Below are 26,760 nucleotides of genomic sequence, written 5' to 3' on the forward strand. Positions count from 1 at the left end.
CGTCGCGTGGTCCAACTTCGACAAATTCAATATGCTTGGGAATAATCATCGCCGATGTTGATGCCATAATTGTATACAAAATCAAACAGGATTATGCGGCCAAATTGGCTTTCCGGATTTCAGTGTCGGTAGAGTGCGCTTCGGCATAAGCATGGAACGCGCGCCGGATATGGGCCGTCATCACCGCAGCGGCCCAATCACCGTCGCGATTATCAAAAGCGATTAGTAATTCATCATGTTCATGGTGCGAGCGGCGCAGGTTTTCGAGGTCATATTGTCGTGCCGTGCGCAGTATGACCGGTTGTTCGGTAACCTGCATCAGCATGTTCGCCAATCGCTCTGATGCGGCCGCTTCAAGGAGTGTTGCGTGGAACAACCGGTTACTGTCGATGAAGCGTGGTACATCGGGACGACTAGCATCAATTGCCTGCTTCAATTGGCCGTTATGATCCCGCATGCGCGCCAGCTGATCTCGCGTAATGCGCAAAGCTGCCCGCCTTGCAGCGTGCGCTTCCAGCATCGCGCGCAACTCGAACGCATCTTTTAGATCGTCCAGTGACCAATTTGTCACAAAACTGCGTTGCGATTCGTTGCGCCGAACGAACATTTCCGTCTCAAGCCGCCGAAGCGAATCTCGCACCGGAGTGCGCGATACACCGCACAATTCTGCCAAAGCCTCCTCGCGAATTTGCGATCCAGGTTGCAACTCACCAGACAAGATCATGCTGCGAATGTGATTATATGCACGATCCGATGCCCGCGACATGGTTTAAACGCTCCTCTTGACGAATGGCGTTTGTATACAATAAGCTGTCTTTAAAGCAACATTGGGTATAACAGGGGGTAAGTTACATGCGTATCGGGAAAAGTGCACTCCTCTCGTCGATAGCAGTCAGCGTTTTGGTGCCTACAACGGCATTTGCGCAGGCTGCCGAAGAGGGCGTAGAAGCCGAAGAAATCATTGTAACGGCGCGCCGCCAAAATGAACGGCTGGTTGATGTACCTGCTTCGGTCACCGTTATAGACGCCGCCGCACTTGCAAGAACCGGTGCAGATAATGCGCAGGGCTTTGCCCAACTGACGCCGGGTGTGACCATCGTGACGGGCACTGCCGAGGCTGGCGATACCCAAATCAACATTCGCGGCATCAACGGCGCGCGCGATGCGGAAAGCTCCGTTGCACTCGTGGTCGACGGTATTTTGAAAACCAACACCGCGCAGTTGAACCAGACCCAAGGCACGCTGCGTCAGATTGAAATTCTAAAAGGTCCGCAAGGCGCGATTTATGGCCGAAACGCGGCTGCCGGTGCGATTGTTGTCTCCACGGTCAAGCCAGGTGACACGCTCGAAGGCGCTGTCAAATTCAGCTACGCCAATGAACAGACGATCGAAGGTTCGGCTTATGTTTCATCGCCTTTGGGCGATAATGCCGGTTTCGTGCTTTCCGGCAACTATCGCACAACAGACGGATTTTATCGCAACCTGTATCTTGGCCGTAAAGTCGTAGATGATCAGGAAGTATATTCGATTGACGGCCGTTTCATGGCGCAATTGGGCGATGCAACCGACCTTGATATTAAGGCACGCTATTCAAAACTGTCAGGCGCGTCGATCAACTTCAACTCGGTATTCCATATCGAAGCGTTTGGTGGCGCATTTTTCGAAGATGTTGATGCGCATGAATTGCGGTATTACAGCAACATTCGGCCAACGAACGACCAACGAACAATTGATTTTTCGGCGAAGATTGATCATGACTTCGGCGCGACGCGGCTGACCGCATGGGCGCTGTATTCCGATGTGGACCAAAACCTCACTGCAGATGGAACTTCGGCCGACTTCGCGCGCTACATTTCACCAGCTTTGGGCGCGCCTTCCAATGCGACGAATTTGGCCGTTCAGAACAAGTGCTTTGCAACAACTGCGGCATTGACCGGATTTCCGTTGAACGCACCGGGCTTCATTGGTCAGATTCCTGTACCGTTCATTTTTGCACCGGCAACAGGCTCAACCTTTGGTGCCTACAGTCCGACAACTTGCGATGGCACGCAGTTGCAGATCCGCAATCAAAAAGACATCAGTGGAGAAATCCGCTTGGCGTCGAATGACGGTGGGCCGCTGAATTGGCAAGTGGGCGTGTACGGCCTTCACATCGACCGAACGGTTGGCGTGAGCCTTGGTGCTGATTTGGATCAAGGTGTTAGCGCGGCATTGTATAATGCACCGGGCAGCAGCAACCCGACATCGCAATTGTTCAACGATACGTTCAAAACGGACGTCTACGCTGCATTTGGCTCAGTCGACTATAAAATGTCTGACATGTTCAAAGCCGGCTTTGCATTGCGTTATGACGTTGAGGACCGGACAACGTCCAACCTCGTGCCCAATGTATCCGACCCAATAACAGGTGCTAAGATTAATCCGGGCCTGCCTGCAACAGGTGGAATTGCGGATAAATCTGCTAGCTTCAAACAGCTGGAGCCAAAAGTCACGTTAAGCTTCACGCCTAACAGCTCGACCAATATTTATGCCAACTGGGGTATTGGTTTTAAATCCGGTGGTTTCAACAACACAGGGTCTTCGGCCTTGGTGAATGCAAACTTTAATGTCCCAGCAATCGGCGCTGGCGTGACAATTAATGACCAGTTCCGCAAGGAACGCTCGAGCTCGTTCGAGGCCGGTATCAAGGGGTCATTGCTCGACAATCGCGTCACATTTGACCTTGCTGGTTACTATACCAAAATTTCGGACATGCAGTTCTTCGAATTCTTCGTCGGATCGTTCGGCTTGCTTCGCGTTGTATCGAACATCGACAAGGTTGATGTGAAGGGCGTCGAATTGAACACCACAGCCAAGATTATTGATGGCTGGAAGGTGTTTGGTTCGGTCAACTTGACCGACAGCGAAATCAAGAAAAACACATCGCGCCCTTACACCGTAGGCAACAAGTCGCCATATACCGCGGATTATACGATTAACCTTGGAACCCAGATCGATGCGCCACTAAGCGATGATATTGGTGTGGTTCTGCGGGCCGATTATCGCATTACCGGCGCGACATGGTTCCACACCGTTCAGGATCAGAAACGGGCCACGATCTTCAGCCAGTTGCTGCCGATCTCTGCGCTCGCGCTGCCCGGATTTGTTGGCAATGCCAATTACAGCGTCGCCAAGCGTGATCCATTCGGCGTTCTCAATCTGCGCGTCGGCCTTGAAGGTGATAATTGGAACGTAACCGCGTTTGCCGACAACTTGCTTGACCGCAAATATATCAACGAAGCGATCCCTGCTATTGAGTTTGGCGGTTCCTTCATCTCACCGGGCGCGCGGCGCTTGATGGGTGTTGAGGTCGGCTATAAGTTTTAATCAAAACACGATCAGATTTGCTGTAAAAGCAACTCATAGGCCTATGCTAACCGGCATGAATCTTTAGGGGGTTCATGCCGGGTAGAAGCCGGCTAAATTCTGCTTTTCTCCTGTGTGCCCGAAGGACTCGAAGACATGGCGCCAGGCGCCTGGGTGATCGACCTGCTCCATCGAAACAAGCGATTCCCTCTGCTAATTCGATAGTAATTTAACTAATAGTTAGCATTAAAAAATAACATAACTGTGATTTGCGGCTCAATATAATTGCCGTATTGCCACTTGTTCTGACATATCCGGGTCATCGTAAAATAGGATGAATTGCATGAAGACGACGGCACGTGCAGTGATTATTGGCGGCGGCGTAGTCGGCGTTAGCACCTTGTATCACCTTGCCAAAATGGGATGGAGCGATGTTGTCTTGCTTGAACGCAAGGAACTGACCTCGGGTTCAACATGGCATGCGGCAGGATTACTCCCTCTCTTCAATCTCAGCTATTCCGTCGGGAAGCTGCATCAATATTCGGTGGCTTTGTATCCCAGCTTGGAAGCCGAAACTGGTCTGCACGCGGGGTTGTCGCAAGTCACAAATATTCGGTTGGCGACCACCAAGGACCGGATGGATGAGTATCATTATTATGCGGGTGTTGCGCGAACCATTGGCGTTGATGTCAATTTCCTAACGCCTAACCAGGTCAAGGACATCTGGCCACTGGCCAATATGGATGGCGTGATCGGGGCAATCCAGCATCCCGATGACGGCTATATACAGCCGGCTGACCTTACCCAAGCACTGGCCAAAGGCGCGCGGCAGCGCGGAGCGACCATTTACCGCAACACGACGGTTACCGGCATCACGCAGCAACCAAATGGCGAGTGGCTGATCTCAACGGATCAGGGCGATATTACAGCCGAGCATGTCATATCCTGTTCAGGTAACTTCGCGCGACAAACAGGGGCGATGGTTGGATTGGACATTCCGGTCATTCCGGTCGAGCACCAATATTTAGTTACCGAACAGCATCCCGAAATCATGGCGCGCAAAAAGGCTGGTCTGCCGGAAATGGGTGTACTGCGCGAATCCGATGCCAGCTATTACATGCGGGAGGAAGCCGGCGGTCTGTTGCTTGGGCCGTATGAGGTTGGCGCGCCCGCTTGCTACGTTGACGGCCCTGCCGCGAACAGTGAATATGAATTATTCCCCGATGCGCTTGAGCGCCTTGAGCCCTATATCGTGGCGGCCATGAACCGCGTGCCCGCCTTTGGCGAAGTGGGCATCAAGAAAGTCTATAACGGCGCGATTGCCTACACGCCCGATGGGTCGCCGATCATCGGACCGGCATGGGGGCTCAAAAACTTCTGGTTGAACGAAGGCCACAGCTTTGGGATCACTGCCGCAGGCGGCGCGGGTTGGCAATTGGCGCATTGGATTGTCGATGGCGAGCCGACGATCGACATGATGGGTGTCGACCCACGCCGCTTTGGCGATTATGCCGGCAGGGGCTTTCTGATTGAAAAAAATGAGGAGGCCTATGCCAAGGTCTTCACGGTGCATTATCCTGATGAAGAGCGCGAAGCGGGTCGAGCACTGCGGCGCACGCCATGCTATGACCGGATGAAAGCGCTTGGCGGCGTGTTTGGCAGCGTGTTTGGTTGGGAGCGCCCCAACTGGTTTGCGCCCGCTGGTTATGCATTAAGCGCAGCCGATCTCGACAAGCCCGATGTGTTGTTGAACGACAATCATCCCGTCGTGCCGGACGAACCTGTTCGTGAAAAATGGTCGTTCCGCCGTTCCAACTATTTCGAACATGTAGGCAATGAATGCCTGCATGTGACCAAGCATGTCGGCATTCAGGATATGAGCGCCTTTGCCAAATGCGAGATATCGGGGCCGGGGGCAGAAGGCTGGCTTGACCAATTGCTGACGAATGCGGTGCCCAAAAAGGTCGGACGCGTCACTTTGTCCTATCTGCTCACGCAGAACGGCGGCGTGCGGAGCGAGTTCACGGTCCATAAGGCGGCGGCGCAGCGTTATTATCTCGTCTCGGCAGGCGCGTATGAGCGGCATGACCATGATTATCTGAAAAAGGCCATGCCAAAAGATGGTTCAGTCAATTTCGAACGACTGACAACGGCGATGGGCGTACTTGTGCTTGCCGGCCCACGGTCACGCGATGTGCTGGCGAAGCTTACCGATACGGATTTGTCAAACGAGGCCTTCCCATGGCTGACCGGCAAAAAAATGAGCATTGGTCTGGCACCTGTAGACGCGCTGCGGGTTAATTTCATTGGTGAGCTGGGCTGGGAAATCCACCATCCTATTGAAATGCAGAATTATATTTTCGATAGATTGATGGAGGCCGGCGCTGCGTTTGACATCAAGCCATTTGGCATCCGCGCGATGACGTCGATGGCGCTGGAAAAAAGCTATAAGCTCATCCCGCGCGAATTGTCGGTTGAATACTCGGCTTATGAAAGTGGCTTGGACCGGTTCATCAGCTTCAAGAAACCGTCATTTTTTGGACGGGAAGCCCTTCTTGCGTGGAAGGAACGCGGCAGCGCGAACCATTTGGTGACCATGGAAGTGCATAATGTCACCGATGCCGACGCACGTGGGTCAGAACCGATTTATCACGGGGATGAACTGGTCGGTCGCGTGACATCAGGCGGCTATGGCTGGCGCGTCGGCAAATCGCTCGCCCTTGCGATGGTTCGCCCCGATTTGGCGGTACCTGGCACCGCGTTCGAAATCACCATATTAGGGGTTCGCCATAAAGCGACAATTGTAACGGACTCCCCTTTCGACCCAGATAACAATGCACTGAGGAGCTAAGTCCGTGCTGCACCTCGCCCCGATCGCCAACTGGCTTTCCAATGACCGTAAAGGCCATACGCTGCCGCGTGGATTGTATGTCAGCGACGAGGCGTTCGCATTCGACACGCAGGTCATGCTTAAATCGGTCTGGCTATATGCCTGCACCGTCGCGCATGTGAAAAATGCGGGCGATTATTTCGTTTTCGAGCTGGCGGGTAACTCTATCATCATACTGCGTGGACGTGACGATGAAGTTCGCGCATTCTGGAACAGTTGCCGCCACCGCGGCGCGAAAATCTGTCTCGAACAGAGCGGTCGTGCGCCGCGGTTGATGTGCCCTTATCATCAATGGACTTATGGCCTCGACGGCAAGCTTCTGGCTGCGCGTAGCATGGCAGAGGATTTCGACAAGGCAGATCATGGCCTGAACCCAGTTGCGCTGGAAAATGTCGGTGGGCTGATTTTCATCTGCCTAAGCGATAATCCGCCGCCGATTGATCGTGTGAAAGCGGACATTGCGGATCAAATCGCAGTGTATGACCTCGAAAAGCTAAAGGTCGCGGTGCAGGATGATTATATCGAAGACGCCAATTGGAAACTGGTGATGGAGAATAATCGCGAATGCTATCATTGCGATGTTGGTCATCCCGAATTGATCAGCGTGCTCGGCACCACTGGCTTTGGCAAGGATGCGCCGGCCGATGATTATTTGGAAGCAAAGCGTGCGGAATGGCAGGCGTTGGGCATTGACCATAATGTAATCGAGTTTCCCGATGGCTGGTGGCATCGCGTCGCGCGTTTGGCATTGGCAAACGGCGCTGTGACCCAGTCGATAGATGGCAAGCTGGCCTGCCAGAAACTGATTGGGCCATTCAAGGCGCCGGAAACATCGAGCCTCTCTGTCTGGACCCAGCCCAATAGCTGGCATCATTTTTGTTGTGATCATGTGGTTACATTCTCGCTGACGCCGATTGGCCCTGACAAAACTCTTCTGCGGACGAGCTGGTTGGTGCATGAGGATGCTGTTGAAGGGGTTGATTATAATCCGGATCATCTCGCAGCATTGTGGCGGGCAACAAACGTGCAAGACGGACATTTTTCTATGGTCAACCATCAAGGCATTGCGAATGACGGCTATTTACAAGGGCCCTATGCGGTCGAGGAAAATTTGGTTGAGGATTTCAAAGATTTCTATGTCGACCGAGCCAAGGCGGCGTTGAAGGCGGAAACAATATGACGACACTTCCCATATCAGGCTCGATCAAGATGACGGGTGATAGCTGGAAGCCGGGCAAGCGGTCCGGTGAGACGAACCTTGCGCTTATCGATGACCCGCGCGGATACCGCACAATGGTAACGAAAATTGCCCCCGGCCCCTTGGGCGAGATGCACGCACATGACGAGATTGAGCAAATCTATGTCATTGAAGGTGATTTTTTTGATGATGATGCCAGCTATGGCCCCGGCGATTTCGTGCTGCGTATGCCGGGTGCGATGCACCGCGCAGGCAGCAAAAACGGCTGTACGATGGTAATCGTTTACGCTCCTTTGGTTGCGGGTGCCACATGACCCGCTTCAGCGCATTCAGCCTCTTTGCCAAAGCGTTAAGCGGGCATCAGGATTGGCCCGAACAATGGCCCGACGCTGCACCCAAGCCCGCTTATGACGCGATCATCGTCGGCGGAGGTGGGCATGGTCTGGGCGCGGCATATTATCTCGCGAAGAAATACGGGATTACCAACATCGCAGTGCTTGAAAAGGGATGGATCGGCGGCGGCAATACCGGACGCAACACAACGATCATCCGTTCCAATTATCTCTATGATGAAAGCGCGCATCTTTATGATCACGCGGTCAAGCTGTGGGATGGCCTCAGTCAGGAACTCAATTATAATATCATGTATTCTAAACGCGGCGTCATGATGCTCGCGCACAATGTACATGATGTGCAAAGCCTTCAGCGCCATATTAACGCCAACCGGCTGAATGGCGTGGATAATGAATGGCTCACGCCCGAACAGGCCAAAGCTTATTGTCCGCCTTTGAATATCGCACCAGATGCGCGGCATCCGGTATTGGGTGCGGCGCTGCAACGGCGCGGCGGCACGGCGCGTCATGACTCGGTCGCTTGGGGCTATGCCCGCGCAGCGGCGGCTTTGGGTGTTGATATCATTCAGAATTGCGCTGTCACGGGTATCCGCCGCGGTGCCGATGGCGCGGTAGAAGGTGTGGAAACAACGCGCGGCTATATCGCCTCCAAACGCGTGGGCGTTTCGGCGGCGGGCAACAGCTCGGTAGTTATGCAAATGGCTGGCCTCGATTTCCCTCTTGAAAGCTACCCGTTGCAGGCGCTGGTTTCCGAACCCATCAAGCCGACTTTCCCGTGCGTGGTGATGTCTAACACTGTCCACGCCTATATGAGCCAATCGGACAAAGGCGAGTTGGTGATTGGCGCGGGAACGGACCAATATGTGAGCTATTCGCAACGCGGCGCACTGCACATTGTTGAACATACGCTGGCTGCAATTTGCGAGATTTTCCCGATTTATCGGCGGATGCGGATGCTGCGGACATGGGGTGGTATCGTCGATGTGACACCCGATCGCTCACCGATATTGGGCAAGACGCCGGTCAAGGGGCTCTACGTCAATTGTGGCTGGGGCACGGGTGGGTTTAAGGCCACGCCGGGCGCGGGAGATTTGCTGGCTTATACGATGGCCAAAGACGAACCGCACAAAATCAACGCCCCGTTCAATCTTGACCGTTTTCGCAATGGTCGGTTGATTGACGAAGCGGCAGCAGCAGCAGTGGCGCACTAAAATGATACTGATCCATTGCCCTTATTGTGACGAAAAGCGTCCCGAGATCGAATTCGTGAATGCAGGCCAAGCACATATATCGCGGCCATTCGACCCATCAAGTCAAACCGATGAGGAGTGGGAGGCCTATCTTTTCATCCGCGCCAACCCACGTGGGCGGCACCATGAACGTTGGCGGCATGTGTATGGTTGCGGGCGTTTCTTTAATGCGGTGCGCGACACGGTGAGCGATAAATTTGAAACAACATATAAGGCCGGGGAGCCACGCCGATGAGTGGCTTTCGTCTTGAAACTGGCGGCCGCGTCGACCGAGGTCAGCCAGTCCAGTTCAGCTTTGACGGTAAGAGCTATCAGGGCCTGGAGGGCGATACTTTAGCGTCAGCCTTGTTGGCGAATGGCGTTATGCTGTTCGGCAGATCCTTTAAATATCACCGCCCGCGCGGCGTCATTGCAGCAGGCAGCGAGGAGCCAAATGCTCTTATCTCGGTGGATCGCGGGCCGGGCCGTTTCACGCCAAATTTGCGCGCCACAGGGGTTGAAATATATCCCGGGCTAAAGGCGGTTAGCCAAAATCGTTGGCCATCGCTGAAAGCGGATTTTGGTGCGATTAATGACCGGCTGGGGATGTTCTTTCCGGCAGGTTTTTATAACAAAACCTTTATGTGGCCGCGTTCATTTTGGGATAAAGTCTACGGACCAGCCATTCGCAAAATGGCAGGACTTGGCGATGCACCGACCGCCGAAGATCCTGACCATTATGCAGCAACCTATGCCCATTGCGACCTGTTGATTGTCGGCGCAGGACCAGCCGGAATTGACGCCGCGCTTGGCTATATGGATACGAACAAGCGCATCATTTTGGTCGATGAGCAGGATGAATTGGGCGGCGGCGCATTGGCGGACCCTGCGTTATGGCCATGGCTAGAGCGCAGCCATAAGGCGCTTATCGATGCGCCCAATGTGACAATACTGACCCGCACGACGGCCTTCGGCTATTATCACGACAATTTCATCGGCGCAGTGCAGCGGTTGACCGATCACCTCCCTGAATTGGGCGATGCGCCGCGTGAGAAATTGTGGCGTATTAGGGCAGGTGAAGTTGTCCTTGCGCAAGGTGCGATCGAACGACCGCTGGTTTTCGATGGCAATGATACGCCCGGCGTGATGCTGTCTTCTGCCGCCAGAAGTTTCGCCAATCGTTATGGCGTTGCGGTTGGCAAGGCTGTCGTGTTGATGGCTTCGCATGACAGCGGCTGGCATGATGTCTTTGCACTGGCCAAAGCCGGCGTTGGGATTGCGGCGATTATTGATGTGCGGGAACGAGTCGACAGCACGCTCATGCATGAGGCTGAGCGGCTGGGAATTGCTGTGTACCTGAACCATAGCGTGATTGGCGTATCCGGCAGGCACGGGGTCACATCCATTAAAATATTCAACAATGACGACTATCTGGGTCGCCGCATCGATTGTGATGCGGTGTTGATGGCGGGTGGCTGGACGCCAAGCGTGCATTTATGGTCGCACAGCAAGGGCAGCCTGAAATGGCGCGATGACCTGGGCGCATATGTCCCCGATCTGCCAAATGAAAATGTCGTCTGTGTTGGCGGATGTTCGGGCGATTGGGATTTTGGCACGGGCGCGATTATCGATATGTTGCCTACGCCTAAGGACCAAAGCCGTATAAAGGCATTCGTCGATTTCCAGAATGATGTGACGGCAAAAGACATCAAGCTTGCGGTGCGTGAGGGCTTTCGCTCCATTGAGCATATCAAGCGGTACACTACCAACGGCATGGCAACCGATCAGGGCAAAACATCGAACCTCAACGGTTTGCAAATCGCCGCGTCTGCGCTGAACAAGCCTGTCGCCGATATCGGGCTCACCAGCTTTCGTCCGCCCTACACGCCGCAGACATTTGGGGCATTGGCCGGACATGCCAAGGGCGCATTGTTCCAGCCAACACGGACAACCAATATCGACAGCTGGGCGCAAGCGCACGGCGCAGTGTTTGAGCTGGTCGCGCAGTGGCGAAGAGCACGTTACTTCCCCCAATCGGGCGAGGATATGCATGCGGCCGTGAACCGCGAGTGCGTTGCCGTGCGTTCATCGGTTGGTATTTTTGACGCCTCTACGCTGGGCAAAATTGAAGTCGTCGGTCCAGATGCGGCGGAATTCCTCAACCGGATGTATACCAATCCATGGAAGGCGCTGGAGCCGGGTCGCTGCCGTTATGGGCTACTTTTGAAGGAGGACGGCTTCATTACCGACGACGGCGTTTCGGCACGGCTGGCACCCGATCGTTTTCACCTGACCACCACAACTGGTGGCGCGGCGCGCGTGCTGAATATGATGGAGGATTATCTCCAGACGGAATGGCCTGATCTTGACGTCTGGTTGACCAGCACGACCGAGCAATATGCGGTCATCGCGCTGCAAGGCCCTAATGCGCGCAAATTGCTTGAGCCGCTTGTGGAAGGCATTGATCTATCTGCAGAGGCCTTTCCGCATATGGCAATCCGCGAGGGCATGATTTGCGGCATTCCAACGCGCTTGTTCCGGGTCAGCTTCACGGGCGAATTGGGTTTCGAGATTAATGTACCGACGGCTTATGGTCGCGCCGTGTGGGAGCGGTTGATGGCGGAAGGCGTGCAGTATGATATCACGCCTTACGGCACTGAGGCGATGCACGTTTTGCGTGCCGAAAAAGGTTTCATCATTGTGGGGCAAGATACCGACGGCACTGTGACGCCCTTTGATGCTGGCCTTGATTGGGCAGTGGGTAAGAAAAAGCCTGATTTTGTGGGTAAGCGATCCATGGCGCGTCCTGACATCGTCGCGCCGGGGCGCAAACAGTTGGTTGGGCTTCTAACCGATGATCCAAATGTCGTTTTGGAGGAAGGTGCGCAGATCGTAGCCGACCCCAAACAGCCGGTGCCGATGACGATGATTGGCCATGTGACGTCTTCATATTGGAGCCAAACGCTTGGCCGATCTATTGCGTTGGCGCTTGTTGCTGGCGGACATGAAATGACGGGCGATACGCTCCATATTCCCATGCCAGGGAAGACGCATACTGCGAAAGTCAGCGGCCTTGTCTTTTACGACCCAGAAGGAGCACGGCTGCATGTCTGACGTCCTCATACGTAATGAACCCGTGCCCGAAACACCATATTTAGCGGCGGGTGTCACGATTAGCCTTGCTGGACCTATGCAACGGTACGCGCTGCGCGCGCGGCGGGCCGAGGACTTGGAAACTGTATTAAAGGCTCCATTGCCAAGGCATATCGGCGCGTCGGAAGGCGGGATTGCCTGTCTTGGCCCTGATGAATGGTATCTGCGTACCGAAGCTGGCGCTGCGATCCCGACAGCTTCCGGGCTGCCAGTCGCTATTACGGACATTAGCGATCGATCGATATGCCTCGTTTTAGAAGGTCCGCGCGCAGCAGAAATTTTGATGTCGGGATGCCCTTTAGATCTGAATAAATTTGCGGTCAGTCAGGTTACGCGCACGATATACGAAACGGTCGAAGTCATCATCATTCGCGAGGCTGAAGATCGCTTCCATGTTGAGTTGTGGCGTAGTTTTGCAGCATGGTTTTGGATAGCGATGACAACCGCGGCACGCCATTGACCGATCAGTGAAGCACCTTGGAGGAGGGTTCAATGGCATCTTGGGATAAGATGATAGATCTGGGCAATTACGGCCAGTCCAATCGCAATTGGGGCGGGATGCACATCAACCCTGCAGTCTTTTTCCCGACGGCATTTATTTCGTTTGCTGTGATAATGTTCAGCCTGATCGCCCCGAAAGCGTCAGCGGACCTGTTCGCGGCATTGCGCGGTGGCGCGGTTCAGCATTTCGACTGGTTCTTCATGATGTCCGGCAACCTGCTGTTGCTGTTTTGTGTTGTTGTGGCGCTCTCGCCGCTTGGGAAAATTCGATTGGGCGGCAAAGGCGCAGTGCCTGATTATTCGCGGCTGTCATGGTTCGCGATGCTGTTCGGCGCGGGGATGGGCATCGGGCTAGTTTTCTATGGCGTGGGTGAACCAGTGACCCATTTCACATCCTCGTTGGCGGGTGGTCCGGCGGCGCCATTGGGTGGAGCAGTCGGCAACCCAGACGCCGCACGCAGTTTGGCGATGGCGGCGACGATTTTTGATTGGGCGCTGCACCCTTGGGCAATATTCGCCGTGACGGGTCTTGCACTGGCGGTCTTTAACTTCGATTTTAACATGCCGCTGTCGATGCGCTCGGCATTCTACCCTTTGTTTGGCAAGGCGGTTTGGGGGCGGACGGGTGATGCTATCGAAGTTCTCGCCGTGCTCGCCACTATATTCGGACTGGCCACGTCGCTTGGGCTCGGTGCGCAGCAAGCGATGGCGGGGATTACCTATCTGTACGACGTCGCGAGTTCGCCGCTTACGATCTTGGCGCTCATTCTTGTGATGGCAGCTGTCACCTTTCTGTCAATCCGAGGCGGCATTAACCGTGGCATCCGGATTTTAAGTGAGGTGAACATGTGGGTCGCCTTTGCGCTGCTGGTATTTATATTGGCGACCGGATCAACATTTCAGTTGCTTGGCGACCTCGCAACGAACATTTACAACTATCTCGCATTGCTCCCGGCATTGTCCAACCCGGTTGGCCGCACCGACACGGGTTTTTATAACGACTGGTCCGTGTATTATTGGGCATGGTGGATAAGCTGGGCTCCATTTGTTGGTATGTTCATGGCGCGTATTTCACTGGGCCGGACGGTACGTGAATTTATTGCTGGCGCTGTGATTTTACCCAGCTTGCTTGGCATATTGTGGCTGACCATTTTTGGCGATGCCAGTATCGCCCAAATTGTCGCAGGCAATGGCGCAGACCTGACCAAAGCGTCGCTTGATACGCAATTATTTGTGCTACTCGGTGCGCTCCCTTGGGCGCAATTTACGTCTTTTGTCGCGATTGGCCTTATCCTGATCTTCTTCGTAACAGGCTGGGATTCCGGCACGCTGGTGATTGATACTATGACGGCGGGTGGACGCACAGATACGCTGCTTAGGCAAAAGACGATCTGGCTTGTGGCCGTTGGCGGTATTGGTATCGTCCTGTTGCTTAGTGGCGGCCTCACTTCGCTTCAAGCAGGTGCAATTGCCACTGGCCTGCCTTTGGCTCTCATCTTGTTCGGTATGTGCATCGGCACGCTAAAGGGCTTGCTGGTCCTGCATCGAAATCCAGACAACTCCGAACAACTCTAAATGCCAGCGCCGCATTTCTGTATGCGCACTGTTCAGAAAAGTGATGCAGGCGTGCAACGCCGTTAAGGCATAATCAGCCTATGTAGAAAATGCATGGCACTATTACGTGTAGTCCCGCATAGCCATTAGCGAAGGTAATATTAGCCATTGGCTGTGCCTAAGCGCTTGGAGGGGTTGCTGAATGAAACTGCCACAGGAATACGATCTGCACGCACTAGAAGTGTTCGTCATGACCGTTGAACTTGGCGGGATGTCACAATGCGCCGCCCATCTGCAAGTGACGCAATCAGCCGTTTCGCAAACGATCGCTAGGCTGGAGGCGGGCATAGGCGCTTCGCTGTTTGATCGCACGATGCGTCCGTTGGGTTTAACGGCAAGCGGAAAGTCCCTATTTGCGCGCGGTCAGAAGCTGATCGCTCATGCAAGTTTGGTGTATGATGAGGTAAGACAGGGGGCAAGCCTGCCCATTTCCAGCATCACGGTTGCGATGTCATTCAGCCTCGCTAATCAGCTTACGGCGCCAATTTTGCAAAATCTTGGGTCGCGCGCAGATAAATGGAACATCCGGTCCGGCATTTCCATGGAGCATCAAGGCGAATTTCTGGCACGCGACATCGACATGATGGTGACCGGAAGTTTTAGTCTGGAGCATCGCGACACTGTCGAACTGCACCCAGTGTTCGAAGAAAGCTTTATTCTCGTATTTCCTAAAGATTTTCGAGAACCGCTTGATCTCATCGGCATGCCATCGTCATTGCCGTTCATCCGTTTCTCCCGCCTCACCGGCACGGGGCAGCAAATTGAACGCCAGATTGTCAGGATGAAACTGAAGCTGCCACAGATGGTTGAGGTGGAATCTTCGCATCAACAATTGGCGTTGGTGGCTGCGGGTGTTGGTTGGACGATCACCACGCCGGTATGCTTGGCGGCTGTGCCGGAACTGCTGCCCGAATTGCGTGCCGAACCGATGACGCGTGGTCGTTTCTCGCGGGCTGTTCAGGTTGTTGCGCGGCTTGATGAACTGGGCGACATTCCCAAGTTGACCGCGGCTTTATGCCAACAGGTCCTGCAGGAAAAAACCTTTCCGCCGCTGATTGAAGAATATCCATGGATGGCCCAACAATTGGCTTGGCCATCGACGACTGTGGAAGGTGAGGAATTGATAGCATGATAGGACGCCTTGTTGTTCCATTTTTAATTCTGATGACCGCACCAGTCTACGCCAGCGGCCCCAAGACTGCGGACGTTCCCAGCATCCCCGAGGCTGATGCGCCCGAACTGGCAGCATTGGGTACATATGGCATCGGCTTTCGTTCCGTCCTACTAACGCACAAGAGCCAGCCTGATGTCGAAAACGGGGGTTCCGGCGGCATCGCAGTCCCCCTTGTTGATCGCAGTTTGCGGGTGGACATTTGGTACCCTGCAGCGGTCAAAAAGGGCGCAAAGCCGGTTACCTACAGCGGAAGTCTGTGGGGCGAGCCGCCGTTTCCGCCAGTTAATTTCACGCAAAAGGGCATTGCGGTTGGCGGGGCGAAGGCGGCTGGAAGCAAGCATCCTTTGGTGATTATCAGCCATGGCTATAGCAACAATCCCGCGGTCATGACGTGGTTGACCGAAAACCTTGCATCCAAGGGCTATGTCGTTGCCGCCATTCATCACCGCGACCCAAATCCTTATGTCGTGTCGCCCGGCATCCGCGCCGCACCGAATTTCAACCGACCGCGCGACATCGTTTTTGTCGCCGGTCAACTGCGGGACAGCCTGGGGGAATTGATTGACCCGGATAATGTCGCGCTTATCGGCTATTCGCAGGGTGGCTATGGCGTGCTGACCGCAGGCGGGGCTACACTCGACCCGCAGGGGCCGAATATAGGGCTGGTCGCAGGCGGGGCGTTACAGAAATCCGCGCGGGGCGGCACAGATGCCGATGCTGTGAAATTGGCAGGCGTCAGGGCGATTGTGGCATTGGCACCCGCTGGCGGCGCGCCAAGCAGCGCATGGGATGCAGAGGGCCTTGCCGCTTTAACTGCGCCTTTGCTTTTGATTCAGGGCGATAGCGACGCGACTGTCAACTATACAACGGGCGGGCTGGCGGTCTTTGGTGGCGCTATAAACAGCGACCGCACACTGCTAACCTATAAGCAGGCCGGACATTCGATTGCGCTGAACCCAGCGCCGCGTGAAATGCGCGGGTCGGTTTGGGACATGGATTGGTTTGAAGACCCGATCTGGCGGCAAGACCGGATCAACGCGATCAACCTGCATTTCATCACCGCATTTTTGGCGGTGCATTTACGGAAAGACGCCAGCAAGGCTGCGTATCTGAATGTAGGGATTGAGAATTCGGACGATGGCGAATGGAATGCGCCGGCTGGGACCCCATGGGGCGCATATAGTCCGGGTGGTGCAGGCGTTACCTTATGGAAGGGTTTCCAGCGGCGGCATGCAAAAGGGATGATGTTGCAGCATTTGGACGCAGCGAAGTAACGAGCGTCGCTCCATCTGTCAGAGGACCAGACTTTTTTGCGAAGCGGCGGACGTGCGAAAAGTGCGCCCGCTGCATAAGTAGCCCCCCAAAAGCCGCAGAAATGCTCGCAAGTTCACACCAAAATCGCACCTGACCAGTTTGCGCAATATGTCGCGCGCGCAACAAAATTTCCTACAGGATTGTGGCGGGAGAGAAGCGTGTCTGAAAGGGAAATATTTTATGCCGCATTTGGCTGTCAAAGAACGTTAGAACATTATAGGAACATCACGAAATTGTCAAGTTTGGCGATAACTGCTCGGACGGTGACGCAACGTCAGAGCGATGTAAGGGACAGGCCTCCACAAAGGGCAATCGCTAAAAGCAGACGGTCCGATTACGACCCAGTTCCCGTCGTTCCGAAGGTAGTGACGGTCGACTGAAAATGGATATGTCTCAAGCGGCGGCTGCGACCCGCGCCGCCGCTTGAAGCGCAGTATTAAATCAATTGTTCCACTGGCCTGTGCCAGTTGCGGTAGTGCCTTTGATATGACCTGTTATGGTGCCGGAGCGCTTCGCATAAGCACCGGTCAAGCCAAGCATGCCTCCGATGCAGGATTGCTCGGTCGGGCCTAGGATTGTGCATCCCCAGTACGACGTGTAGGTGCCATCCGAGTCCGCTGTATCGCACATCATATGGACGTTGAACACTTGCGCATTGGCTGGCTGGGTCATGCTGATGCACTTCGAGCTGTTTTTGACCACCTGCCCATTGATAATGCCTTCGGCGGTGGAAGCAGTAACCTGCGCACCGAAAGGCTTGCCATCGGGCGCAACGCCGCCGACGGAGGTGCTTGGCGGAGATGCCTTTGAAGTCCAGGTAAATGATTGTGCCGAAGCCATGCTGCTGCTGGCCAATGCGGCGACCGCGATGATTGCGTAAAAACTAGTTTTCATGAATGTTTTCCTCCTAAACAACGCCCTTCAGGAAACAACATTCCATGACGCTGCAACGAGAGCACGCCCATGGTGCGCGCAGAGTCAATGCAAACGTTTTAGTGTTATGTGTCCGCCGTCAGAACAAGCGGGAAAACGAGGCTCAACTGTATGTCTGCTTCCCAACCAATTCCAGTCATACAGACAAGAATGTTCCACAGCTTTCGCAAACCAAAATTACCCCGCCAAAGCCTCCGCGGCTTGGGTCCAAAAGTGCAGCAGCCCCTGACTGAAGCTTAAGGGCACATAGGCGTCGCAGGTGGTTTCATCGACTACGTGCAGGCGGACGTTGACATGGTCGATGATTGTCGCTGCGCTGCATCCTGCGGCGAAAGTCGGGCTTTCGGCGTCGAATACGCCGCCTTCCATCAGGAGCGTGCGCCAATTATTGCCCGACAGGCGAATGCGGACGATGCCGCCGCCAATCGCGGTCACTGCGCCGTCATCGGACAATACGCCGGACAGTGCCGACGCATCGCCTTCAACCAGCCAGACCGTGGGTTCATAGCGGATCAGGCGCAGCGCATCGCTGCCATCGGAACGGCCCAAAGCAGGTAGGGCAAAGCCACACGCCGCCTTGAACCTTTTTCCAACAGCCGCTGGATTGCTCCAAATTTCGAATGCGTGCAGCGGCGCTGCGGGTAGCATTGTGATCGATAACTTAGTCACGATAGCGTTCTCCCGCCGCATCATAGAAATGCGGTGCCACAACACGCACCCGCGCCTTTTGACCGCGCGTGGGGGATGTAGCGATCAGTTCTTCACCATGGCGTGCAAAGCCATCGGTCAATTGACCCAGCGCAACAGACCCGCCCGCGATTATGCGAAACGCCGCTGCGCTGACATGACCAACGGGTGATACGCCTTCTTGAGTCACCAGCATAGCGCCCTCAGGAATGTCGCCCTCGATTGCTTCAAGGCCGACCAATTGCCGCCGTCCGGTTTCGGCCAAGGCAGGGCGTGCCAGCCCAGATGCACCGATATAGCCACCTGCTTTGTTGAGCATCTTGTCGAGTGCAAGATCGTGTGGGGTCATGCGTCCATCAACTTCACCGCCGACGACCAAATGCCCTTTTTCGATGCGCAGGAATTCCATGGCCTCAAGCCCGTATAATGCGCCGCCTACTTCGTTCACTTGCGTCTCGCACGCGGCCCAAACGGCTTCTGCTTCGCTGGCATCTACATAGATTTCGAACGCGCGCTCGCCGCTATAGCTGGCGGCTAAGATGATGACCGGGACGCCCGCGATGGCCGCCGGAACGGTCGACATATGGCGTGGAGGCTCTTCGCCGATTAACGCGGCGAGCACCGCTTTGGCCTTTGGCCCGGCGACGGCAATACCGGCATAATGTTCCTGAACATTGACGGCAGATACGCGCATCTGTGGGCTTAGAACTTGACGGACATAAGAGATATGCGTCGCCATCCGGTCCGCGCCGCCGGTTGAACTGGTGAGCAGATAGCGGTTCTCATCAAGCCGCCACACGGTGCCGTCATCAAAGACAATGCCATCTTCACGCAGCATGAATGTATATCGGCCACGCCCGACGGCAAGCTTGCTAACCGTCGTAGCGCAGATGATTTCGAGGAAGGCGGCCGCATCCGGACCACTGATTTCGAATTTGGCGAGCGTGGACACGTCCGTCATCCCGACATTGTTGCGTACGGCTTTGGCTTCACGCAGCGCGGCTTGCGCCAATGTTTCCGCGCCCGTCGGATATGCCCGCGGACGGAACCAATAGCCCAAAGGCTGCCAGATTGGGTTCTTCGCCGCATGCAGATCATAGAGCGCAAGGCGGCGAATATGCGCGCCTGCATCCTTTGCGCCCGCGCCGGCGATTAAACCCATGGTAACGGGCGTATAAGGTGGGCGGAAAGTGGTAAGCCCCGCTTCGGGAATGGCCACGCCCTGTTTCTCGGCCAAGCGGCCAAGCGCCGCCATATTGCTCAACTTGCCCTGATCTGTCGCCATGCCAAGGGTGGTGTAGCGTTTGAGATGCTCGACCGAGCGATAGCCCTCGGCCCACGCCAGATCGACATCGGCGAGCGTTACATCGTTCTGGAAATCGATGAAGCTTTTCTTTGGGCTGGAAACGGGAACCATTTTGAATATCGCTTGCGGATCTGCGGCCCCGCCGATCGTCATTACATTCTGACGCGATGTTGCAGGGACGAAGGCTTGCGCATGTTCGTTCCAATCAAGCGTGCCGCCTGCTTGCATATGCAAATGCACGACAGGGGTGAAACCACCCGATACCGCCATCAGGTCAGCATCCCAGCTTACCGTTTTGTTATCGACCAGCGCGGTTACGCTTTTCAAACAATGCCGCGCCCCTTTTGTCGAAAGCGGCACGGCGTTGTTGTAAACGCGAAAGCCGCTGCCCGCTCCTGCGGGCGCTGGTCGTGCATCGATGATCGCAACAATGTGTGCGCCTGCGTCTTTCAGCGCCTGCGCTGTTTTATAGGCATCGTCATTGTTGGTGGCGATGACCGCGCGTTTGCCGGGGACTACGCCAAAGCGCTGCACATAAGTCCGAACCGCTTGCGACAACATCACGCCAGGGCGGTCATTATGGGCAAAGGCCATCGGGCGCTCGATGCTGCCGGTGGCAAGAATGACGTGGCCTGCGCGGACATGCCACAAACGTTGCGCGACATTATGCGGGGGTATTTGCCCGGGCTCGGCTATACGCTGCGTTAACGTGACCAGATCATGCTCCCAATAGCCCGATGCCGTCGTGCGCGTAAGGATGCGGCCACCTGCGGCACGGATCCGTTCGGCGGTCGCCTTGATCCATGCTGCATCCTGTTCTTGCGGGTCGCGGAGCAAAGATGGCGCAAGAATGCTGTCCTGCTCCACAAGGATGACGCGCTTGCCACCCTCTGCGGCCTCGACAGCCGCTTGCATGCCTGCGGGTCCGGCGCCGATTACCAGCAGGTCGCAAAAGGCGGCACGCTGGCTAAAGCGGTCAGGGTCTGTTTGCGTCGGCGCATTGCCGAGCCCTGCTGCTTTGCGGATGAAATATTCATAGAAAATCCACTTTTTGGCTGAACCAAAAAAGGTTTTATAGTAAAATCCGGCGGACAAGGCTGGCGCGGCTAAGCCGAGAACCGATCCGACGTCAAAAGACAGATTTGGCCATCGGTTCTGGCTTTTGGCGACTAAACCTTCGTACACAAATACATCGGTTGCGCGCGTATTGGGTTCGGTCCGCCCACCTTCGCCGATGGTGACGAGTGCATTGGGCTCCTCAACACCAGCGGTCATGATGCCGCGTGGACGGTGATATTTGAAGCTGCGGCCAACAAGGCCAACGCCATTGCGCAGCAACGCAGCCGCCAAGGTGTCGCCTTCGCGCGCGGTATAGCTTTTGCCGTCGAAGCTAAAGGTGATCATGTTAGCGCCTCCGGCCCAACAGCGCGGATCGCGCTGATCTCGTTGGTAACACGGTGGCGGGTGATGACCATCCACGCGCGGCAGCCATAGGTATGGCGCCAGATTTCGTCATCAACACCGCGTGGATTGTTGCGGGTGAAAAGCGTGCGCATTGCATCTTCGGGCGGCGCGTCAAGCGCCACCACAGAATCAACCGTGCGTTCATAAACAAACTCGGCTTGCGCGCGCGGGCCGCAATGGGGGCAGGTAAACTGCATCATTAGCGGCTATTCGGCATCGGGCCGCTCCCTGTTTCATCGATGGTTGCACCGCGTTCAAAACGGTCGAGTGCGAACGGCGCGTTCAATGCATGCGGCGTTCCAGTCGCCAGCGTATGCGCATAGGTCCAGCCAGAAGCAGGCGTCGCCTTGAACCCGCCGTAGCACCAGCCTCCGTTGAGATAGAGGTTCTTCACCGGCGTTTCGCCAATAATCGGTGCTCCGTCAAAACTCATATCGGTAACACCACTCCATGTCCGTACCATACGCAGGCGGGATAAGGCGGGGACAAGCGCAAGGCCTTGCGCGACCGCACCTTCCATGACCTTGGAGTTGCCGCGCTGTGCGTAACTTGGCCAGTTATCAGGGTCGCCGCCAAACACAACGCCGCCCTTGTCCGACTGGCTGATGTAACAATGCAGCGATTGCGACATGATGACGCTGTTGATCATCGGCTTTACGCCTTCGGTTACCATCGCCTGCAGTGTTTGCGATTCTACGGGCAGTTGAAGACCCGCAAGCCCAGCAACATGGCCGCTATTACCAGCGACGCAAATTCCGACGCGCCCGGCGCCAATGCGGCCACGGGTTGTTTCAACACCGACAACGGCGGCGCCATAACGGACAAAGCCGGTCACTTCGCATTTCTGGATAATATCGACGCCAAGCATGTCTGCTGCGCGTGCATAGCCCCAGGCGACGGCATCATGGCGGGCGGTGCCGCCCCGCCTTTGTATCAGGGCGCCGTCAATCGGGAAACGCGCGCCGCGTGACATGTCCAGCAATGGCTCAAACTTTGCGACTTCAGCGCGCGTCATCAAATCGGCATCAATCCCGTCGCACCGCATGGCGTCACCACGTTCTGCAAGCTTCGTCATATCGGCGTCGCTATGGCCCAAAAACATAGCGCCGCGGGGCGAGAACATCACATTATAATTCAACTCGTCGCTCAAATGCCCCCACATTTTGAGGCCGAATTCGAACAGGTCGTGCAACGGCTTTAAACGGTAGTTAGACCGGACAATTGTCGTATTCCGCCCCGTATTGCCCCCGCCAATCCAGCCTTTTTCAAGCACCGCGATGTTTTTCAACCCGTGCACTTTGGCGAGATAATAGGCCGTGGCCAGCCCATGCCCGCCGCCGCCTATGATGATGATATCATAATGCGACTTTGGTTGCGGGTCGCGCCATGCTGGCTGCCAATGCTTTTGCCCGTTAAAGGCGCCACGCAGCAATCCGAAAGCCGAATATTGGCTCATGTAATCGGCATCCACCCGCGTTTTTCGCGCCAATCGGATTCCAGATTGTCAAAGCGTGAAAGCTTGAGGATATCGATGTCTGTGAATGAACATTTGCCGTCCATAACCAAATCACGGATGGCGTGACCAGACGCGGGTGATAGGCCAAAGCCGACGCTCGACATTGAAGCAACCACCACATTGTCGGGGCTGGTCAATCGGTCGATGATTGGACGGCCGTCTGGCGAATTTTCGATTACACCAGCCCAGCTGCGGATGACATTGAGATGCGCGGCCTTAGGCAAGAGTTCTGCCAACCGTTTTGCAAGATTGCGGGCCAGCGGCGTTGACGGGCGCGCGGCCGGACCCGTTGCGTCCATATCAAGCCATTCATGCGGGCCCCCGCCATAAGCGAGGTTTCCGCGCATTGTTTGACGCCCGTAAATTTTATGTCCGTCAACGCCGCCAAGCGGCATCATTGGCGCAGGTTCGGTAATGATCATTTCCGCGCGGGCCGCCGCCAATGGTACGTTGACGCCGAGCTGTGCCATCAATTGTGGAATCTGGGGCCCTGCGGCGACCACAACGGAATCACAGCCATAGGTTGCATTGGCCGTTTTTACGGCGGTCACCTTGCCGCCAGTGGTTTCAAAGCCAGTGACTGGACTGTGCTGAATGATTTTTCCACCCAGATCCTGCAAGGCCCACGCATACGCCTGAACACTGCGCTGCGGGTTGGCATGCCCGCCAAATTTATAATGCACGCCGCCAAAACAATTGTCGCCTGCCAAGGGCACGGCCTCTTGCACTTGTTTCACGTCCAGCAATTCAACCGGATGATTAAGCCGCTTGTGACGTTCGGCAATGAAGCGATATTGCTCCCACTGCCGTTCGGTCATCGCAATCAGGATGCGGCCTTTTTGATGTTCGGTCGGGTAGCCGAGCAATTCGTCCATTTGGGGCCATAGGCGCTGTTCTTCGTCAAATAACGGGCTCGCATAATGCGATGCACCGCCGCCGTTACGTCCGGAAGCTTCCCAACCGACGATGAACTTGTCGAGCACCGTGACCTTGACCCCCGAACGCGCAAGCCACCAGCCAGCGCTCAGGCCAGTGACGCCGCCGCCGACGATGACAACCTCTGAACCGCTCATTTGTACATCCCCGTGTAAAGCATTTCGCGATGCTCATCTTGATATGGCGTGTTCAAGTCCTCCACCGGCACCCATTGGGTAGGGATGCCAAACCAGACGTCCCATGCAGCGTCCAATGCCGCGGGCTCATCCCATTCCGCAAGGATTTTGAGCGGCAGCGGGCGGACCGGTGCACGGTGGCTGGCGAGCGGGATCGTGCCGAATGGCTTGTCTGCCTCAATCGCCAACAGCATTGCGACTTGATCGCGGCAGCGACGGCCTTGGCAGACACCCATGCCCGCGCGTGTGAGGCGTTTGATCTGGTCGGGGTTGGCAGGGCCGTCGTCCAGCAGAGTCTCAAGCGAACGGGCGCACATCGGTGCTGGACGGGTAAGATAATTGGGTGGCTGAACCCCAATAAGGTCCGCCCGCGTCACTTCCTCGCACTGGCAGATGATGGTATCATCGGCGCTAACCGAAGACAGTGCGCGCATCCATTCCATCCGATATGCAATATGGTCAAAACCGGTATCGGTTAGACCCGCACAATCGCCAACCGCAGAAACGGTGGCTTCGCCCTTTGGAATGTAGCCGCCGCGTTGTGCATTTAACGCGCGTTCGCCATGCATCGCGTCCACCAGCTCAATCGATGGGATAAGGCCAATAGCAACGCAGATGGTGTCACAGGCAATTTCTGCACCCGACGACAATGTGGCGCTTTCAACCCCGTTTATTCCACCTTTCGCCGAAGCGATGGTTTGACCGCAGTATAATGCAATGCCAGCGGCTTCCACTTTGGTGATGAGTTCAGAACGGCCTTGCGGTGCCGCACGCACTTCGACAAGCCCGACGACGTCTATCCCACGTTTTTTGGCCAACAACGCTGTTTCGAGCGCCAGATCGTGCGAGCCGATTACCAGCACACGCCGTCCAGCAAACGCCTCATAGCGGGTGAGCAGCATTTGCAACGCCGCAGCGCCCATCACGCCAGGCTGGTTCCAGCCCGGGAATGCCATCGATAGGTCGCGCCCGCCGGTTGCGAGGATAATATTGTCAAAGCCGACGATCCATGATCTTTCTGCATCGGCCAGACCGACGACCTGTTCCGGCAGGCTCGCAACGCCCGGACCATTGCGATAAACACCCCATGCAGTGGTGCCGAGCAGTAACTCAACTCCCGCATCCATCGCTGTTTCCAACGCAGGCATGCTCATGAAAATTGCTTCGAGCATGCGCTCTGTATTTTGTGTCGCGGCGGTCATGCGTCCGCCAAAATACAGCGGCACATCATTGCCCATCAATGCACCTGAAACAGGATTTTCATCGACAAGCAAAACCCGTAAACCCGCATTTGCTGCATCAACTGCCGCTGCGACGCCGCTTGGACCAGCGCCGACAACGACAGTATTATAATGCGCTTCGGGCGCGCTGCGCGTGCCGTTGATTGCGCATATATCGGTACCCGTAAAGTTCAGTTCCATCACACCGCCTCCAGCGCTTGGCGCAAATCGCCTATTAAATCTTCAACATGTTCCAACCCGACAGATAGCCGGATCGTGCCGTCGGTGATACCACCCGCCAGCCGCTGTTCAGGGGCGACCGCATAATGCGTGGTACTCGCCGAATGGCAGATTAAAGTTTCCGACCCGCCCAGACTGACGGCCACTTTGAGTAGCTGCAAGCGGTCAAGCATGCGAAATGCCTCAGCCTCTCCGCCGTGCAGGTGGAACGAAAAGGTAGAACCTGCCGCCTTACACTGCCGGTCATAAACAGAACGTGCCCTTGTGCCTTGTTCCAAGAAACCAAGATAAGTTACGTCCGCTACTTTGGGATGGCCGCGCAGAAATTCCGCAACGCCGCGTGCATTGTCCATCGCGCGCTCGGTACGAACGGCTACCGATTCCAATGAACGCAGAACAAGCCATGACGTATAGGGATCAAGGTGATTGCCCCAGGTCGTGCGTTGCATCCGCAGATGGTTGATCAACTCTGTACGACCGGTAATCCCGCCCGCGAGCAGATCGCTATGCCCACCGCAATATTTGGTGAGCGAGGTCATGCACAAGTCAACGCCATGTTCGATGGGGCGCTGTGCAAACGGACCAAGTAACGTATTGTCGACCACGACAAGAGGACGATGCCCTTGCTGAGCACCAACCTCATCCGCGATCTGCACCATCAGGTCTAGATCGACTATCGCCGCCGTTGGGTTTGCCGGGGTCTCGGCAATGATAAGCTTAAGTGGCCCCTTGGACATTGCAGCCTGTGCCGCCGCGCGGACTTCATGCTCGTTCGTGCCATCAAGATATGCCGCGGCATGCGATCCAAATTGCGGCATGATGCTGTTGTACAGCATGTCGACGCCGCCATAGATTGGACGTCCATGCAATACGCTGTCGCCGGGGCGGACATAAGCCAACGCGATGCTCGAATGGGCGGCCATGCCGCTTGAATACGCGACTGCCTCTTCCACGCCGTCAATTGCCGCAAGGCGCTTTTCCAAAAAATCTAATCCCGGATGGCCAAGCCGCGAATAAATATGGTTGGTTTCCCCGACCAGAGGCCCACTGCCGTCAAAATACGCTTCATGCACGTCTTTGGCGTGCTGCGCAGAGGGATACACAAAGGTCGAGGTCATGAAGATCGGCGGTTTGACCGAACCCATGCCCATTTCAGGGTCGTAGCCATAAGCGACCGCCAGCGTTTCGGGACGCAACCCCTTATCTTTATTGCTTGCCATGGGCTTCAATATACGCACGGGACTTGTCACAATAATAGTCGGTAAAACGCTGCGCGAGCATTTCGGCTTCTTGCGAATAGGGGCCGGGTGTGTAGCCAAGGCTATTAACACCAACCTGATTGTTTTCGGCCAGGGCCTTGTCCTCTAAATTTGTCTTGGTCCATAGATCTATGAGTTTTTCGACGTCATAATCAACACCTTCGACAGCATCCTTATGCACATACCATTTACCCGTCACATGGGTTTCATTGGGACCGACGGGCATAGCGCTGAACATGAACACATGGTCTG

At 55.5% G+C, this 26,760-nt stretch carries 21 protein-coding genes; 11 read left to right on the forward strand and 10 right to left on the reverse strand.

Annotation, left to right across the window (positions count from 1 at the left end; all coding sequences use genetic code 11):
* Window positions 1-91: 91 nt before the first annotated feature.
* Window positions 92-766 carry a GntR family transcriptional regulator gene (locus ACIQ2T_RS03540; protein WP_397589605.1) on the reverse strand — a complete coding sequence of 225 codons (675 nt, stop codon included), beginning with the start codon at window positions 764-766 and terminating at the stop codon, window positions 92-94.
* Window positions 767-852: 86 nt separating this feature from the next.
* Between ACIQ2T_RS03540 and ACIQ2T_RS03545 the strand changes: the two genes are divergently transcribed.
* The 11 genes from ACIQ2T_RS03545 to ACIQ2T_RS03595 all read left to right on the forward strand — a co-directional run bounded on the left by ACIQ2T_RS03545 (window position 853) and on the right by ACIQ2T_RS03595 (window position 16,731).
* Window positions 853-3,366 carry a TonB-dependent receptor gene (locus ACIQ2T_RS03545; protein WP_397589606.1) on the forward strand — a complete coding sequence of 838 codons (2,514 nt, stop codon included), beginning with the start codon at window positions 853-855 and terminating at the stop codon, window positions 3,364-3,366.
* Between the two features lie 322 nt (window positions 3,367-3,688).
* The gene (locus tag ACIQ2T_RS03550) at window positions 3,689-6,196 is read left to right on the forward strand and encodes an FAD-dependent oxidoreductase (protein WP_397589607.1); all 2,508 of its coding nucleotides are present in this window, start codon (window positions 3,689-3,691) and stop codon (window positions 6,194-6,196) included.
* Window positions 6,197-6,200: 4 nt separating this feature from the next.
* Window positions 6,201-7,415, forward strand: coding sequence for an aromatic ring-hydroxylating dioxygenase subunit alpha (locus tag ACIQ2T_RS03555; protein WP_397589608.1), 1,215 nt, complete (start codon window positions 6,201-6,203; stop codon window positions 7,413-7,415).
* On the forward strand, window positions 7,412-7,747 hold the full coding sequence (locus tag ACIQ2T_RS03560; protein ID WP_397589609.1) for a cupin domain-containing protein: 336 nt from the start codon (window positions 7,412-7,414) through the stop codon (window positions 7,745-7,747). The genes ACIQ2T_RS03555 and ACIQ2T_RS03560 overlap by 4 nt, the downstream gene beginning before the upstream one ends.
* Window positions 7,744-8,997: a sarcosine oxidase subunit beta family protein gene (locus ACIQ2T_RS03565; protein ID WP_397589610.1), complete on the forward strand. Its 1,254-nt coding sequence runs from the start codon at window positions 7,744-7,746 to the stop codon at window positions 8,995-8,997. Before ACIQ2T_RS03560 ends, ACIQ2T_RS03565 begins: the two co-directional genes overlap by 4 nt.
* A 1-nt stretch (window position 8,998) precedes the next feature.
* Entirely contained in the window at window positions 8,999-9,271 is a 273-nt protein-coding gene (locus tag ACIQ2T_RS03570) for a sarcosine oxidase subunit delta (protein ID WP_397589611.1), read from the forward strand.
* Complete coding sequence (locus ACIQ2T_RS03575) at window positions 9,268-12,129, forward strand: sarcosine oxidase subunit alpha (protein ID WP_397589612.1); 2,862 nt, start codon at window positions 9,268-9,270, stop codon at window positions 12,127-12,129. Before ACIQ2T_RS03570 ends, ACIQ2T_RS03575 begins: the two co-directional genes overlap by 4 nt.
* Window positions 12,122-12,628 carry a sarcosine oxidase subunit gamma gene (locus ACIQ2T_RS03580; RefSeq protein WP_397589613.1) on the forward strand — a complete coding sequence of 169 codons (507 nt, stop codon included), beginning with the start codon at window positions 12,122-12,124 and terminating at the stop codon, window positions 12,626-12,628. The genes ACIQ2T_RS03575 and ACIQ2T_RS03580 overlap by 8 nt, the downstream gene beginning before the upstream one ends.
* Before the next feature lie 32 nt (window positions 12,629-12,660).
* The gene (locus ACIQ2T_RS03585; protein WP_397589614.1) at window positions 12,661-14,244 is read left to right on the forward strand and encodes a BCCT family transporter; all 1,584 of its coding nucleotides are present in this window, start codon (window positions 12,661-12,663) and stop codon (window positions 14,242-14,244) included.
* Window positions 14,245-14,425: 181 nt separating this feature from the next.
* A complete protein-coding gene (locus ACIQ2T_RS03590; RefSeq protein ID WP_397589615.1) occupies window positions 14,426-15,415 on the forward strand; it encodes a LysR family transcriptional regulator in 990 nt (329 codons plus the stop codon).
* Entirely contained in the window at window positions 15,412-16,731 is a 1,320-nt protein-coding gene (locus tag ACIQ2T_RS03595) for an alpha/beta hydrolase family protein (RefSeq protein WP_397589616.1), read from the forward strand. The genes ACIQ2T_RS03590 and ACIQ2T_RS03595 overlap by 4 nt, the downstream gene beginning before the upstream one ends.
* A 481-nt stretch (window positions 16,732-17,212) precedes the next feature.
* Here the strand turns inward: ACIQ2T_RS03595 and ACIQ2T_RS03600 are convergent, their stop codons facing one another.
* From ACIQ2T_RS03600 to ACIQ2T_RS03640, 9 genes are all read right to left on the reverse strand, one after another.
* Window positions 17,213-17,665 carry a hypothetical protein gene (locus ACIQ2T_RS03600; protein ID WP_397589617.1) on the reverse strand — a complete coding sequence of 151 codons (453 nt, stop codon included), beginning with the start codon at window positions 17,663-17,665 and terminating at the stop codon, window positions 17,213-17,215.
* 216 nt (window positions 17,666-17,881) lie between these two features.
* Window positions 17,882-18,373 carry a sarcosine oxidase subunit gamma family protein gene (locus tag ACIQ2T_RS03605; RefSeq protein WP_397589618.1) on the reverse strand — a complete coding sequence of 164 codons (492 nt, stop codon included), beginning with the start codon at window positions 18,371-18,373 and terminating at the stop codon, window positions 17,882-17,884.
* Window positions 18,366-21,101 (reverse strand): 2Fe-2S iron-sulfur cluster-binding protein, encoded by a 2,736-nt coding sequence (locus ACIQ2T_RS03610; protein WP_397589619.1) that lies wholly within the window; start codon window positions 21,099-21,101, stop codon window positions 18,366-18,368. Before ACIQ2T_RS03610 ends, ACIQ2T_RS03605 begins: the two co-directional genes overlap by 8 nt.
* Window positions 21,098-21,361 carry a sarcosine oxidase subunit delta gene (locus ACIQ2T_RS03615; protein ID WP_300034656.1) on the reverse strand — a complete coding sequence of 88 codons (264 nt, stop codon included), beginning with the start codon at window positions 21,359-21,361 and terminating at the stop codon, window positions 21,098-21,100. Before ACIQ2T_RS03615 ends, ACIQ2T_RS03610 begins: the two co-directional genes overlap by 4 nt.
* Window positions 21,361-22,617: a sarcosine oxidase subunit beta family protein gene (locus tag ACIQ2T_RS03620; protein ID WP_397589624.1), complete on the reverse strand. Its 1,257-nt coding sequence runs from the start codon at window positions 22,615-22,617 to the stop codon at window positions 21,361-21,363. The genes ACIQ2T_RS03615 and ACIQ2T_RS03620 overlap by 1 nt, the downstream gene beginning before the upstream one ends.
* Complete coding sequence (locus ACIQ2T_RS03625; RefSeq protein ID WP_397589620.1) at window positions 22,614-23,750, reverse strand: NAD(P)/FAD-dependent oxidoreductase; 1,137 nt, start codon at window positions 23,748-23,750, stop codon at window positions 22,614-22,616. Before ACIQ2T_RS03625 ends, ACIQ2T_RS03620 begins: the two co-directional genes overlap by 4 nt.
* On the reverse strand, window positions 23,747-25,210 hold the full coding sequence (locus ACIQ2T_RS03630) for an NAD(P)/FAD-dependent oxidoreductase (protein ID WP_397589621.1): 1,464 nt from the start codon (window positions 25,208-25,210) through the stop codon (window positions 23,747-23,749). The genes ACIQ2T_RS03625 and ACIQ2T_RS03630 overlap by 4 nt, the downstream gene beginning before the upstream one ends.
* The gene (locus ACIQ2T_RS03635; protein WP_397589622.1) at window positions 25,210-26,469 is read right to left on the reverse strand and encodes a cystathionine gamma-synthase family protein; all 1,260 of its coding nucleotides are present in this window, start codon (window positions 26,467-26,469) and stop codon (window positions 25,210-25,212) included. Before ACIQ2T_RS03635 ends, ACIQ2T_RS03630 begins: the two co-directional genes overlap by 1 nt.
* On the reverse strand, window positions 26,456-26,760 hold a 305-nt coding region (locus ACIQ2T_RS03640; RefSeq protein WP_397589623.1), incomplete at its 5' end, for an SRPBCC family protein. The genes ACIQ2T_RS03640 and ACIQ2T_RS03635, both read right to left, overlap by 14 nt.

It is taken from the genome of Sphingorhabdus sp. (assembly GCF_044357595.1).
Classification (GTDB): domain Bacteria; phylum Pseudomonadota; class Alphaproteobacteria; order Sphingomonadales; family Sphingomonadaceae; genus Sphingorhabdus_B.